This window comes from Streptomyces sp. RG80 (assembly GCF_040446465.1).
Taxonomy (GTDB): domain Bacteria; phylum Actinomycetota; class Actinomycetes; order Streptomycetales; family Streptomycetaceae; genus Streptomyces.
In genome coordinates this window covers 88,689-102,676 of the sequence record NZ_JBEAAJ010000010.1, presented here as the reverse complement: position 1 = coordinate 102,676, position 13,988 = coordinate 88,689, and the positions used below count along the sequence as shown (strand labels likewise).

At 72.2% G+C, this 13,988-nt stretch carries 12 protein-coding genes; 6 read left to right on the top strand and 6 right to left on the bottom strand.

The features are described from left to right. The first annotated feature begins 150 nt into the window (after window positions 1–150). The 6 genes from ABKA17_RS32770 to ABKA17_RS32745 all read left to right on the top strand — a co-directional run bounded on the left by ABKA17_RS32770 (window position 151) and on the right by ABKA17_RS32745 (window position 7,692). The gene (locus ABKA17_RS32770) at window positions 151–1,056 is read left to right on the top strand and encodes an SCO1860 family LAETG-anchored protein (protein WP_353695946.1); all 906 of its coding nucleotides are present in this window, start codon (window positions 151–153) and stop codon (window positions 1,054–1,056) included. A gap of 151 nt (window positions 1,057–1,207) precedes the next feature. Continuing rightward, window positions 1,208–2,062, top strand: a complete 855-nt coding sequence (locus ABKA17_RS32765; RefSeq protein ID WP_353695945.1) for an ABC transporter permease — start codon at window positions 1,208–1,210, stop codon at window positions 2,060–2,062. After that, window positions 2,059–2,946, top strand: a complete 888-nt coding sequence (locus ABKA17_RS32760) for a carbohydrate ABC transporter permease (RefSeq protein ID WP_353695944.1) — start codon at window positions 2,059–2,061, stop codon at window positions 2,944–2,946. Before ABKA17_RS32765 ends, ABKA17_RS32760 begins: the two co-directional genes overlap by 4 nt. Before the next feature lie 36 nt (window positions 2,947–2,982). Continuing rightward, a complete protein-coding gene (locus ABKA17_RS32755) occupies window positions 2,983–4,620 on the top strand; it encodes an extracellular solute-binding protein (RefSeq protein WP_353695943.1) in 1,638 nt (545 codons plus the stop codon). Window positions 4,621–4,663: 43 nt separating this feature from the next. Further along, complete coding sequence (locus tag ABKA17_RS32750; RefSeq protein WP_353695942.1) at window positions 4,664–5,713, top strand: LacI family DNA-binding transcriptional regulator; 1,050 nt, start codon at window positions 4,664–4,666, stop codon at window positions 5,711–5,713. A 95-nt stretch (window positions 5,714–5,808) separates the two neighbouring features. After that, window positions 5,809–7,692 carry a DUF2264 domain-containing protein gene (locus tag ABKA17_RS32745; protein WP_353695941.1) on the top strand — a complete coding sequence of 628 codons (1,884 nt, stop codon included), beginning with the start codon at window positions 5,809–5,811 and terminating at the stop codon, window positions 7,690–7,692. Here the strand turns inward: ABKA17_RS32745 and cobC are convergent. Genes cobC through cobM form a run of 6 tightly spaced genes read right to left on the bottom strand, consistent with a single transcriptional unit; the run spans window position 7,640 to window position 13,969 of the window. Beyond that, window positions 7,640–8,728, bottom strand: coding sequence for an Rv2231c family histidinol phosphate aminotransferase CobC (gene cobC, locus ABKA17_RS32740; RefSeq protein WP_353695940.1), 1,089 nt, complete (start codon window positions 8,726–8,728; stop codon window positions 7,640–7,642). The genes ABKA17_RS32745 and cobC overlap by 53 nt on opposite strands. Further along, on the bottom strand, window positions 8,718–9,641 hold the full coding sequence (locus ABKA17_RS32735; protein WP_353695939.1) for a sirohydrochlorin chelatase: 924 nt from the start codon (window positions 9,639–9,641) through the stop codon (window positions 8,718–8,720). Before ABKA17_RS32735 ends, cobC begins: the two co-directional genes overlap by 11 nt. After that, window positions 9,638–10,228, bottom strand: a complete 591-nt coding sequence (locus ABKA17_RS32730; RefSeq protein ID WP_353695938.1) for a precorrin-8X methylmutase — start codon at window positions 10,226–10,228, stop codon at window positions 9,638–9,640. Before ABKA17_RS32730 ends, ABKA17_RS32735 begins: the two co-directional genes overlap by 4 nt. Next, window positions 10,225–11,925: a precorrin-3B C(17)-methyltransferase gene (gene cobJ / locus ABKA17_RS32725; RefSeq protein ID WP_353695937.1), complete on the bottom strand. Its 1,701-nt coding sequence runs from the start codon at window positions 11,923–11,925 to the stop codon at window positions 10,225–10,227. Before cobJ ends, ABKA17_RS32730 begins: the two co-directional genes overlap by 4 nt. Next, a complete protein-coding gene (gene cbiE, locus ABKA17_RS32720) occupies window positions 11,922–13,154 on the bottom strand; it encodes a precorrin-6y C5,15-methyltransferase (decarboxylating) subunit CbiE (protein ID WP_353695936.1) in 1,233 nt (410 codons plus the stop codon). Before cbiE ends, cobJ begins: the two co-directional genes overlap by 4 nt. Next, entirely contained in the window at window positions 13,151–13,969 is an 819-nt protein-coding gene (gene cobM / locus ABKA17_RS32715) for a precorrin-4 C(11)-methyltransferase (RefSeq protein ID WP_353695935.1), read from the bottom strand. Before cobM ends, cbiE begins: the two co-directional genes overlap by 4 nt. Between the last annotated feature and the right edge of the window lie 19 nt (window positions 13,970–13,988).

Below are 13,988 nucleotides of genomic sequence, written 5' to 3'. Positions count from 1 at the left end.
GTGACTGTGGAGAACGTGCGTGCCTGGGGAATCGAAGACGTGCACGGAAAAGGCACTTTGGAGTGAACCCTCGTCAGCCTGCTGACCATTCACCCCCAGTGCGTAATTCTTGCCGGGTCCCGAGCAAGTCTCCTCTGAGGGGTCCCCACCTTGAACGGCAAGAACTTCCGCATGCCCGCACGCCGTCTCGCGACCGTCGCGACGGCCACGGCCCTGGTCGCAGCTCCCGCGGTCCTGGCCGGTGCCGGCTCCGCGCACGCGACCGGTGACGAGGGGCGCGCGAGCGCCGTCGTCCTGCGTACCGGGCTCGACGTGTCCCTGCTCAACAAGACCGTGAACGTCCCGCTCGCGGTCTCCCTCAACGAAGTGCAGGCGCCGCAGAGCGCCGAGAAGACCGCGCTGACCGCGAAGTTGGACGGCGTCGACGGCGGGCAGCCCTTCAGCGTGCTCGACGCGCGGGTGGCCTCCGCCAAGGCGGACGTCACGGATGCCAAGGCCGAGGCCTCCACCACCCTCGCCCACGCCAAGCTCCATGTCCCGGGCCTGCCCCTGCTGTCGCTCATCGAGCTCGGCACGGTCACCTCCAAGGCCACCTGCGAGGCGGGGAAGACCCCGACCGCCACCTCCAACCTGCTGGGCTCGGTGACCGTGCTCGGCAAGAAGGTCACGCTCACCGCGGGCGGTCCGACCGAGGTCGAGGTCCCGGGTGTCGGAAAGGTCCGCCTCGACCTCTCCAAGGCCGAGACCACCACCAGGACGGCGGCCGCCACCGCCCTCGAACTCAACGTCTCCATCAACCCGTTGAAGCTCAACGTCGCCGAGGTCGAGGGCACCCTCACCCTCGCGAAGGCCACCTGCGAGGCACCGTCGGCCCCGGTGAACGATGCCGCCGACCCCACGCCGGCCGGTGACGTCAAACCCCAAGGAGGCCCCGCCGAAGCCGGGTTGGCCGAGACCGGCGGCAGCTCCATGACGCCGTACATCGCGGGCGGCGCGCTCGCGCTCGTCGTCGCGGGCGGGGGAGCGGTCGCGTTCGCGCGACGCGGCAGGAACTGACCACCCCAAGAGGTCACCGGTCAACAGTCCTTCTCTGTCAGGGCTGTTGACCGGCCTCTGAAAACGTTTTAACTTCCTCTCACCCAATCAACGCGATGTGAGGGGATCAGTGGAGCGCAAACGTTTTCAATCCCGTGCACTCCTCCTGCTCATGCTCCCCGGTCTCGCCTACTTCCTGCTCTTCCACTACGGCGCCCTCGTCGGCAACGTCATCGCCTTCAAGGAGTACGTCCCCTTCGACGGCATCTGGGGCAGCCCCTGGGTCGGACTGGGCAACTTCCAGCGGATGTTCGAGGACGAGGCGTTCTGGGACTCGGTCCTCAACACCGTCTGGATCGCCCTCCTCCAGCTGGTCTTCTTCTTCCCGGTGCCGCTCGCCCTCGCCCTGCTCCTGCACAGCCTCACCTGGAGCAGCGTCCGACGGTTCGTGCAGTCGGTGGCGTACCTTCCGCACTTCATCTCGTGGGTGATCGTCGTCGCCCTCTTCCAGCAACTCCTCGGCGACACCGGCCTGCTCAACTCCGGCCTGGACGGCGCGGGTCTGCACACCGTCGACATCATCGGCAACCCCGACGCCTTCAAGCCGCTCGTCGTCGCCCAGGTCATCTGGAAGGACGCCGGCTGGGGCACGATCATCTTCCTCGCCGCCCTCGCCCAGGTCGACGAGCAGCAGTACGAGGCCGCCGCGATCGACGGCGCCGGCCCCTGGCGCCGCTTCTGGCACGTCACCCTGCCCGCCATCCGCCCGGTGATCGTGCTGCTGCTGATCATGCGGCTCGGCGAGATCCTCTCCGTCGGCTTCGAGCAGATGCTGCTCCAGCGCGACGCCGTCGGCCCCGAGGCCGCCGAGATCATCGACACCTTCGTCTACTACCAGGGCATCGTCGGCGGCGACTACGGATTCGCCGCCGCCGCGGGCCTGTTCAAGGGCGTCGTCGGCGCCCTCCTCGTCTACGCCGCCAACAAGGTCGCCCACCGCCTCGGCGAACAGGGGGTCTACAAGTGAGCAGTCACCTACGGCCCGGCTGGATGGAGAAGCCCAAGCCGGTCACCCAGGCGGCCAAGGCGCTCGCCCTCGTGGCCGTCGTCCTCCTGGTCTGCGTGCCGTTCCTCGTCATCGTCTCCACCTCGCTGGCCTCCACCGACGAGGTCGTCGAGAACGGCGGCTGGGTGCTGTGGCCGACCGAACCCAGCCTCAAGGCCTACCGGGACATCCTCGACGGCGGCATCGTCACCCACGCCCTCGGCGTCAGCGCCGGCGTCACCGTCGTGGGCACTCTGCTCAGCCTCGCCTGCACGGTCACCCTCGCCTACGCCCTGTCCCGCCCCGGAGTCTTCGGCGGCCGGCCCGTCCTGCTGCTCGTGCTGTTCACGTTCCTCTTCCCGCCCGGCATGATCCCGAGCTTCCTGCTGGTCAAGGAGCTCGGCCTGCTGGACAGTTACGCCTCACTCGTCCTGCCCGTCCTGGTCAACGTCTTCAACCTCGTCGTCCTGCGCGGCTTCTTCCAGGGCATCCCCGAGGAGCTGTACGAGGCCGCGCGCCTGGACGGGGCGGGGGACTGGCGGGTGCTCTTCTCCGTCGTACTGCCGCTGTCCAAGGCCGCGTTGGCGGTCGTAGGACTCTTCTACGCGGTGGCGTACTGGAACTCCTGGTTCTACGCCTCGCTCTATCTGGAGAGCGACCACTGGCCCCTCCAGCAGGTGCTGCGCACCTATGTGGTGGCCGGTTCCGGGCTCACCGACGCCACCACCGGCGAGGCCACGGTCACTGCACCGCAGACCGTGCAGATGGCGGTCCTGGTGATCGCCACCGTGCCGATCCTGGTCGTCTACCCCTTCCTCCAGAAGTACTTCACCAAGGGCGTGCTCACCGGCGCCATCAAGAGCTGACCCCAGCTGGTCCCAGCCGACACGAGGTGATTCACCGTGCCCCGCATGTCCCGCCGCACCCTGCTCGGATCCATGGCCGTCGTCGCTGTCCCGGGCGTACTGACCGCCTGCTCCACCGGCTCCGGCGACAGCGACGTCTCCAACGCCGGGAAGAAGCTCGCGCCCTGGCCGTCCTACAGGCCCGCCACCGGCCCCAAGCCCGACCTGGCCCCCACCGAGGCCGGCGTCCAGGCCGGATACACCTCCTACCCGGCCGAGTTGGCGACCTCGGTGGCCCGCACCCCCGGCGACGGCTCCACGGTGAAGGTCATGTCGGTGTCCTTCGGCACCCCGCCCAAGCCGGCCTCCGCCAACCGGTTCTGGGCGGCCGTGGAGAAGGCGCTCGGCGTGAAGATCGAGTACACGATCATCTCCCAGGCCGACTACCAGAAGAAGATGGCCACGGTCATGGCCGGCGACCCTGACAGCCTGCCGGACATCATCAACATGTTCTCCGGCTTCGTGCTGCCCCGCGAGGCCGAGTTCGTGCAGCGCAGGGCCGAGGACCTCACCCCCTACCTGTCCGGCGAGGCGATCGCCGACCACCCCAACCTCGCGAACATCCCCACCCACGCCTGGCGCGACATGGGCCGTATCGGCGGCCGTATCTACGGCATCCCCCTGGAGCGACCGCTGCCCGGCTCCACCCTCTGGCTCAACCAGGGCATGTTCACGGACGCCGGCATGCGGGAGGGCTGGACCTCCGAGGACTTCGCAACGGTCGCCAAGAAGGCCACCGGCGGGCGCACCTACGCCCTCGGCGCCGCCCAGGGCTCCCTGTTCGGCAACGCCGTGCACTCCGCCGCCCACAACGCGCCCCAGGAGTGGGCCGTCACCAAGTCCGGTACGTTCCAGCCGGGTTGGGCCGACGAACGCTTCAAGGCCGCGATCGCCTTCCAGGCCCGGCTACGGAAGGAAGGCGCGTACCACCCGGACGCGACCTCCATCTCCCAGATCGACCTGACGACCCTCTTCTACAACGGCACCGTCGGCTCCATGCAGGACGGCTTCGGCGCCTACCTGCCCAAGTACCGGGAGACCGTCGGCAAGTTGACCCCGGCCGCGGCCCTCCCGTACAGCGTCGACGGCACCCCCGGCGGGATCGTCGCCGCCCGCCGCTCCTTCGGCTACACCGTGCTGAAGAAGGCGAAGAAGGAGCGCGTACAGCTGCTCCTGAGGATCCTCGACTATCTCGCCGCCCCCTTCGGCAGCAAGGAGTGGGAGCTCGTCCACTACGGCGTCGAGGGCACCCACTTCACCCGCGGCAAGGACGGCTCCCCGCAGCCCACCAGGCTCGGCGAGGTCGAGAACAACACCAACCTGCCGCTGAAGTACCTCGCCGAAGGCCCGCAGGTGCTGTTCGTGCCGGGCCTGCCGGACGCCGTACGGGCCCTGCACGACTGGCAGAGCCACGTGGTGCCGCACGCCGTCCGCAACGCCTCCTACGGTCTTCAGTCCCGTACGAAGAACGCCCAGGGGACGACCCTGAAGGCGATGCTCGACGACACGGTGACCGGGATCGTCGCCGGACGGACCTCCCTGTCGGAATGGGACGCGGCCGTGAAGAAGTGGCGGGCCCGGGGCGGCGACAGAATGGCCGAGGAGTTCGCCAAGGACTACGCGGCCAACACATGACGCTCCGCCGGCCGAACAGCGGACGCGGGGGATGGGGAACGGCATGACAAGCAAGGGACGGGTCACGATCCGCGAGGTCGCCGAGCGGGCGGGTGTGTCGACGGCGACCGCGTCACGTGCGCTCAGCGGCAACCACCCCGTGCCCCCCGCCACCCGGGCCCGCGTGCTGCGTGCCGCCCGTGACCTCGACTACGTCGCCAACGCGCACGCCCGCGCGCTGGTGGGCGGCGGCCGCAAGATGGCCGCGGTCGTCGTCCGCCAGGTCACCAGCCCCTTCTACGCCCAGGTCGCCGAGGGCGTGGAGGCGGAGGCCGCCGACCGGGGCTGGCTGTGCGTGGTCGGTGCCACCGGCGGGGATCCGCAGCGGGAGATGGAGTTCGTGCAGCTCATGCGGGAGGAGGGGGCGCGGCTGGTGATCCTGGTGGGGGGCGTGGTCGAGGACGACGCGTATCGGTCGCGGGTGGCCCACTACGCGCAGGCGCTGGACTCGTCGGGGGCGCGGCTCGTGCTGTGCGGGCGTCCGGCGCCGGATCCCGACATCCCGGCGCTGGTCGTGGAGTTCGACAACGAGGCGGGGGCGCGGGCGATCACCGGGCATCTGCTGTCGGCGGGGCATCGGCGGATCGTCTTCCTCGGCGGGCTGCCCGGGAACACCGCGCTGGACGCCCGGGTCGCCGGGTATCGGGCGGCGCTGGCGGAGCACGGGTTGCCTCCGGCGGCGGGGCGGGTTGTCGACTGTGGGCTGGGGCGGGCGGCGGGATTGCGGGCCATGACCGAACTGCTCAAGGAGACAAGGGAGTTCACCGCGGTGGTCGCCGGTGACGACATGGTGGCGGCGGGGGCGCTGCGGGCCATCGCCGATGCGGGGCTGCGGGTGCCCGAGGATGTCTCCGTCGTCGGTTACAACGACATACCGCTGGCCGAGGACTTCAACCCGCCGCTCACGACTGTTCGTACGCCTGCGGAGGAGTTGGGGCGTGCTGCTGTGCGGATCGCGTTGCGGGATCCGGACAGTGCGGCTGGGAGCCACCATTTGCTGGGCACCCACATTGTCGTGCGCCGAAGTGTGGCGCCGCCGGATCGGCCGTCGTAAGGCTGCGGGCCCGTTGTGGCTGGTCGCGCAGTTCCCCGCGCCCCTTAAAAGCAGGGCGTTCGCATGCCCCCGACTTATGGAGGACCGAACCTCGTATGACCGCGCCGCCCTTGACGCAGCTCCCCGAGTGCGACTTCCTGCTCTCACCCCTCACCGGCTGGACCCGCCCCCACTGGGAAGCCCTCGCCGACCGGCTCCTCGATGGCCTCCTCCCATACGCCACCCCCGGTTTCGCCCAGTACCGTCTCCCCGGTCGCCCCAGCCACTCGGGCCCCTGGTCGGACGGCCTGGAAGGGTTCGCGCGGTCGTTCCTCCTCGCCGCCTTTCGTATCGCGGGTGCCGAAGGGCAGGTCGCCCCCTCCCTCATCGAGCGGTACGCCACCGGGCTCGCCGCCGGGACCGATCCGTACGGGGGCGAGTGCTGGCCGCCGATCACCGACCGGGGTCAGCCGATGGTGGAGGCCGCGTCCATCGCGATCGCTCTGCACGAGTCGCGCCGTTGGCTCTGGGACCGGCTCGACGACACTGTGCGCGGTCAAGTCGCTGACTGGCTCGGCCAGTTCGTCGGTGCCGTCGTCAACGACTCCAACTGGCGGCTCTTCCAGGTCATCACCGAGGAATTCCTGGCCTCCGTCGGCGCCCCGCACAGCCGGGGCGAGATCGACGCCGGGCTCGCACGGCTGGACGACTGGTACCGGGGCGGGGGTTGGTACACGGACGGCGACGGCAGGAAGTTCGACTACTACAACGCCTGGGCGCTGCACCTGTACCCAGTGCTGTGGGCGAGGATCGCGGGCCCGCGCGCGGACGCCGACCTGGTGGAGCGGCACCGCGTCCGACTGCGTGAATTCCTCGCCGTCCACCAGTACTTCTTCGGTTCCGACGGCGCCCCCGTCCACCAGGGCCGCTCCCTCACCTACCGTTTCGCCGCCGCGGCCCCCCTCTGGGCAGGCGCCCTCGCAGGCGCCACTCCGCTGCCGCCCGGCCGTACCCGGCGGCTGGCCTCCGGCGCCCTGAAGCACTTCGCGGAACGGGGCGTACCCGATGAGCGCGGTCTGCTCAGCCTCGGCTGGTACCGGCCCTTCCTCCCCGTCACCCAGCGCTATTCGGGCCCCGCCTCCCCGTACTGGGCGAGCAAGGCCTTCCTGGGCCTCCTGCTGCCCGAGACCCACCCGGTGTGGACGGCCACCGAGGAACCCGGGCCCGTCGACACCGCCGACGCCACCCTCGCCCTGCCCGCCCCGGGCTGGCTGCTGCACTCCACGGCGGCCGACGGGATCGTCCGGCTCGTCAACCACGGCAGCGACCGCCTGCCGCCCCCGCCGGCCGGCGACGAGGACAGCCCGCACTACGCCAAGCTCGCCTACTCCAGCGCCACCGCCCCCGACACCCCGACCGGCCCCGACAACCACATCGCCCTGCTCGCCGTGGACGGCAGCCCGTCCCAGCGTGGCCGTATCCATCCGCTGGGCGTCGAGGGACGCCGTGCCGCGTCCTGGCAGGAAGGGCGCATCGAGACGGTCAGCCTGGTGCACGGCCCCTGGGAGATCCGGGTGCACCGCATCGACGCGCCGCCGAACACGCGGGTACGCGAAGGCGGTTGGGCCGTCGCCGACGACACCGCACCACCCCACGCCGAGACGGGCCCGGGGCGCGCGCTGACCCGCCGCGCCGACGGCCTCACCAGCGCGCTCGTCGGCCTGTACGGCTGGGCCGACGCCGAGGGCACCGTCGTACGGGCCCTCGACGCCAACGCCTACGGACGGCACTCCGCGACACCCGTGCTCGAAGGCACCGGCCCGCTGCTGGTCACCCTCACCGTCCTGACCAGGGACGACACCGTCCTGACGACCGGCGCGAGCGCCACCGTCGATGCCGGGGGCGCCGTCGACATCCGCTTCCCCGACGGCACCCGCGAGCGGGTGGTCAGCTGTCCGCCAGCGTCATCGCCTGGTCCAGGGCCTGGAGGAACCGGTTGACCGTCGCCCGGTCCCGTACCGCGAGACGCAGCCACTCCTCATCGAGCCCCGGGAACGTGTCCCCGCGCCGCACCGCGAAACCGAGGTCGCGCAGATGCCTGCGCACGGCGGCCGCACGGGGCAGGCGTACGAGGACGAAGGGGCCCTCGGCCGGTTCGGCGACCGAGAGTCCGTCCGGGCCGAACTCCCGCAGCCCGGCGACGAGATGGGCCCGGTCGGCGGCGATGCGATGGGCCGCGTGGGCCGCCTCGGCGAGCGCCTGCGGCTCCACGCAGGCCTGGGCCGCCGCGAGGGCCGGGGTCGACACCGGCCACAGGGGCTGGGCGCGCTCGAGGTCCGCGATCGTCTCCGGGGCGGCCAGGACATAGCCGATCCGCAGGCCCGCCAGCCCCCAGGTCTTGGTCAGGCTGCGCAGGACGACCAGCCCGGGCACGTCGGTGCGCCCCGCCAGGGCCTCCCGCTCGCCCGGCACCGCGTCCATGAACGCCTCGTCCACGACCAACGTTCGTCCCGGGCGGGCCAGTCGGGCGATGGTCTCCGCCGGGTGCAGGACCGACGTGGGATTGGTCGGGTTGCCGATCACCACCAGGTCCGCGTCCTCCGGGACGGCCGCCGGGTCGAGACGGAAGCCGTCCTCCTCGCGCAGCAGCAGCCGGTCGACCTCGTGTCCCGCGTCCCGCAGCGCCGCCTCCGGCTCGGTGAACTGCGGGTGCACCACCAGCGCGTGCCGGACCTCCAGGGCGCGGGCGAGCAGCACGAAGGCCTCCGCCGCGCCCGCCGTGAGCAGGACGCGTTCCGCCGGAAGTCCGTGCCGCGCCGCGACCGCCGCCCGCGCCTCCCGGCCGTCCGGGTAGGCGGCCAGGCCCGTCAGCGACCTGGCGATCCGCTCCCGCAGCCACACCGGGGGCGTGTCCGCGCGGACGTTCACCGCGAGGTCGATGAGCGCGGCCCCGTCGTCCCGCACCTCGGCGTCGCCGTGGTGGCGGAGGTCGTGGGCCCCGGTGCGCTCCGCGCTCCCGGCTCTCTCAGTGGGCATGCGAGTGGGCGCCGTGGTGGTGGCCGTGGTGATGGTGGCCGTCGTCGTCGGGGTGGAAGTGCGGCTGCTGCGGCAGACCGACCTTGTCCTCGAAGCCCGGCAGCGCGATGCGGTACACGCACGAGTCGCAGTTCATCCGCAGATCTCCCTTCAGGGCCTCCTGGTAGCGCTCCATGACCAGGTCGAGCAGTTCCGGCTCCGGGCCGATGACGTCCGCCGAGCGCACCTCGACCTCGGGGTGCGCGGCCGCCCAGCCCTCGGTCTGCTGCCGGACCCGCTCCGGGAGGATGCCGGTGAACAGGAAGTAGGGGAGGACGACGATCCGCTTCGCCCCCAGCTTCACGCACCGGTCCAGCCCGCTCGGCACGTCCGGCGCGGCCAGCGACACGAACGCCGTCTCCACGCCCGCGTACCCGCGTCCCTCCCACAGCAGCCGGGCTGCCTTGTACACCTCGGCGTTGGCGTCCGGGTCGGTCGAACCGCGCCCGACGAGCAGCACGGTCACGTCGGCCCGGTCGCCGGGGGAGCGGGAGGTGTCCCCGAGCGCCTCGTCGAGCCGCCGCTCCAGCACCGACAGCAGCGCCGGGTGCGGGCCCAGCGGACGGCCGTAGGTGTACGAGATCCCCGGGTGCCGTTCCTTCTCGCGGGCCAGCGCCGCCGGGATGTCGCCCTTCGCGTGCCCGGCGGAGACCAGCATCAGCGGAACGGCGGCGAACCGTCGTACGCCCTGCTCCACCAGCTCGGCGACGGCCTCGCCCAGCGGCGGCGGGGACAGCTCGATGAAGCCGCCCGCGACCACCAGTTCGGGGTTGCGGCGCCCCAGCTCCCGGACGAAGTCGCGGAAGGCCTCGGCCCCGCCGTCGTCCCGGGTGCCATGTCCGGCGATGAGCAGAGCGGGCTGGGGGGTGGTCACGATTTCTCCTCGGAAGACGAAACAGGGTGGTACAGCAGGGCGTTGAGCGCGGCCGAGGCGACGGCCGACCCGCCCTTCTCGGACACGTTGCTCACGGCGGGCAGCCCGCTCTCGCGCAGTGCCGCCTTGGACTCGACCGCGCCGACGAACCCGACGGGCAGACCGATGACGAGCGCCGGGGCGGCGTCCAGGGTCAGCAACTCCTCCAGAGCGGTCGGCGCGTTGCCGATCACCCAGAGGGCACCGGGCCCGACCTGCTCGTAGGCGAGCCGGATGCCATGGGCGGACCGGGTCAGTCCCGGCCCCGCGGCCGCGTCCCTCAGCCGGCAGACGGTCTGACGCCGGGTGATGCCGGCCCCGACCATCTCCACGTCCACGACGACGGAAGCGCCCGCGTGGAGCGCCGCGTGCGCCTTCTCCAGCGCGCCCTCGTCCATGACGAGATCGTCCGCGTACTCCAGATCGGCGGCGGAGTGGACGACCCGCTCCACCACCGCCCGGGTCAGCTGCGGGAAGTGCGAGGTGTCCAGGCGGGCACGCATCCGCCGGTAGGACTCCACCTCGATCGGATGGACCTCACGGATCACTGGGCGCCCTCCTCTGCCGTCTGCCAGCGGTAGCCGCGCGGTGTCACCATGCGCCCGGCGATGTCACGCGTCGCCGTGTTGCCCACGGTCACCACCGTCATCATGTCGACCGTCGCCGGATCCAGGGAGCCCAGTGACGTGAGCCGACCGGACTCGTCCGGCCGCGACGCGTTCCGTACGACACCGACCGGCGTCGTCGGCTCCCGGTGCTCGGCGAGGATCGCGAGCGCCTTCGGCAGCTGCCAGTCCCGGCCGCGCGAGCGCGGGTTGTAGAAGGTGACCACGATGTCCGCCTCGGCCGCCGCGCGCACCCGCCGCTCGATGACCTCCCACGGAGTGTGCAGGTCGGAGAGGCTGATGGACACGTGGTCGTGCCCGAGGGGCGCGCCGAGAATCGCGGCGGCGGCGAGAGCTGCCGTCACACCCGGTACGCCGATCACGTCGATGTCGTCGGACGCCTCGGCGAGCGCGGGGGAGGCCATGGCGTACACGCCCGCGTCCCCGCTGCCGATCAGCGCGACGGCCTGCCCCTTACGGGCCTCCGCCACCGCGGTCCGGGCCCGCTCCTCCTCGGCCCCGAGCCCCGACTCCAGGATCCGGGTGCCGGGCCGCAGCAGGTCGCGGATCTGGTCGACGTACTGGTCGAGCCCGACGAGCACCGAAGCGCGCTGCAACTCCGCCTTCGCGCGGGGCGTGAGCAGGTCCCGGGCGCCGGGACCCAGCCCGACGACCGCGAGCCGGCCGCGCGCGGGACGCCGTACGACGGCACAGGTCGCCATGGCCGGCAGGCCGTTCGCACGCTCCGACTTCCGCTTGGGGACGAGGAGTTCGCCACCGCGCGCGAGTGCGGCGGCCTCGGCGACCGAGGGGGTGCCCACGGCGGCGAGGGGCGCGTCGGAGGGGTTCGGGACCTCGACGGCGGCCAACTCCTCGGCGGAGTACGTCACCAGGGGCACGCCCAGGCGCTCGGCGGCCTCGACGATGCCGGGCTCCTCGGACTTGGCGTCGACGGTGGCGAGTTCGGCGACCGACTTCGCGGAGAGCCCGGCACCGGCCAGGGAGCTCTCGACCAGCCCGAGCACCTCGTCCACCGGTGCCCCCTTCGAGGCGCCGACGCCGACGACGAGGGACGGCGGCCGCAGCACGACCTCGCGTTCGGCGGCCTCGACGAGCCGGTCGGTCAGGCGGACCACGTAGGCGCCCTCCGCCGTGACCTTCAGCGCGGGCAGCGGCCACGCCAACTCGGCGTCGAGCGCCACCGGTTCACCGTCGAGCAGGGCCCGGGAAACGGCGGCGACATCGCCCTCCACCGGGAAGCCGAGGGTGTCGAGGCCGGGCAGTCCGACGGCGTCCGTGGCCGTCGTGACCACGGGCTCCGCGCCCAGCAACTCCCCCACCTCACGGGCGAGTTCGTTGGCGCCCCCGCCGTGCCCGCCGACCAGCGACACGGCGAACCGCCCGACCTCGTCGACGCACACCACACCCGGGTCGGACGCCTTGTCGCCGAGCAGCGGCGCGACCAGCCGCACCACGGCACCGGTCGCGAGGAAGCACACGAGCTGCTCGCACTCCGCGAACGCGGCCCGTACGGCGTCCCCGACGGGACCCTCGTACACACGCGTCCGCTCCGGCCACGCAGCGGCCAGCCGGTCCCGCGCAGCCGCGCCCGCCGAGGTGGCGGAAATGAGGCCGATCACAGAGCAACTCCTTCATCAGAGACGGGGGTTCGGGACCCCCACAGCAGAAAGACGGGATTGGTCGCCGCGAGCCGGGTGACATCCCCCGGCAGCGGCGCGAGCCGCGACGACTGCAACAGCACCCCGTCACAGCCGAACCCGGCCCCGGTGAGCGCCTCGCGCACCGCCGGCACCCGGTCGAGGGCGGCCATCGCCACGACGACCGTCCGCCGGGCCCGCCGGGCGCACGCGGTGACTATGGCGGGCAGCTCACGCCCCCCGCCCCCGATGAACACGGCGTCCGGATCGTCGAGATCGGACAGCACGGTCGGCGCCGCCCCGTGCACGGCCCGTACGTCGACACCGTGCGCGGCGGCGTTGGCGCGGATCCGCTCGACACCGTCCCGGGTCTTCTCGACCGCGACGACGGCGGCCCCGAGCCGCGCGCACTCGACGGCCACGGATCCGGAACCGGCACCGATGTCCCAGACCAGATCACCGAGCCGGGGACCGAGCCGGGCCAGCGCCAGCGCCCGCACCTCGAACTTGGTGATCATCGAGTCACGGTGGCTGAACTCGCCCTCGTCCAGCGCCCATCGATCGGGCCCGGCAGGAGCCCCGGCGACCGTCCGTACGGCGCCCAGCTCCCGCGTCTCGTCCAGACACAGCACGACACTCACCGACGTACCCCAGTCCCGGCCGGCGGCCTCGGCCGGCGTGACCCGCTCGACGCGCTCCTCCTCGGACCCCAGCGCGGAGGCGACGACGAGGACCCGCTCGTCGGCCTTCAGAGCGGCACCGATCTCGGCGGGCCCGGCCCCGGGCCCGGTCAGCACAGCCACCTTCGGCCGCGCCCGGCACACGTTCACGGCCGTCCGCAGCTTTCGCCCGTGCGCGCTGACGACCACGGCGTCGTCCCACGGCAGCCCGACCCGCGCGAAGGCGGCGGCGACGGAGGAGACCCCGGCGCGCACATCGAGCCGCTCGCTCCCGAACCGCTCGGCCAGCACCCGCACGATCCCGAAGAACCCGGGATCACCGGAGGCCAGCACGACGACCCGGCTCTCCTTCTCCAGATACCGCTCGATGACGTCCAGCGCGGGCGCCAGCGCCCCGAGGACGACCTGCTCGGCGTCCTCCGGCACCGGCGCGGACGCGAGGTGACGCCGGCCGCCGACGACCAGCCGGGCCCCGGCCAGCACCTCGGCGGGGACCGGCGCCCCCGTCCCCGTACCGAAGACCGTGATCATGTACTCGCACCCCGCTGACGCAACGCCCGACGGGCCTCCGGGTCGGCCTTGCGGTACCCGTGGAAGTGCCCGGGGTGGTACAGGTGCGACCGGGTGCCCTCGGCGTCGAGCGCCGGGCCGACCAGGAAGAGGGTGTGCTTCCAGAGCTTGTGCTCCTTGACGGTCTCCTCCAGCGTCTCGATCGTGCACCGCACGATCAGCTCCTCGGGCCAGGTGGCCTGGTAGGCGACCACGACCGGCGTGGACGTCGGATAGCCGCCCTCCAGCAACTCCCGCACGAGCTGCCCGCTCCGGGCGGCCGACAGGAAGATCGCCATGGTGGTCCCGTGCTTGGCGAACTCCCGCACCTCCTCCCCGGGCGGCATCGGCGTCTTGCCGCCGCCGAGCCGGGTCAGCACGACGGACTGCGCGACCTCGGGAATCGTCAGCTCGCGCTGCGCGAGCGCTGCGACGGCGGAGAAGGCGGACACACCGGGGATCACCTCGGTGGCGATCCCCATCCGGGCACACCGGTCGAGCTGCTCCTGGGTACCGCCCCAGAGGGCGGGGTCACCGGAGTGGATACGGGCGACGCGCAGGTTCTCGGCGACGGCCCGCTCGTAGACGGCGACGACGTCCTCGAGGGACATGGTCGCGGAGTCGAGGATCTCCGCGCCCTCGCGCGCGTGCTGGAGGACCTCCTCCTGGACCAGGCTGGCCGCCCAGATCACGACGTCTGCCTCGGCGATCGCGCGCGCGGCACGGAACGTCAGCAGGTCGGCGGCGCCGGGGCCGGCACCGACGAAGGTCACCTTGCCGGTGGAGGCGTCGGCCATGGTTTCGGGTCCTCTCGAA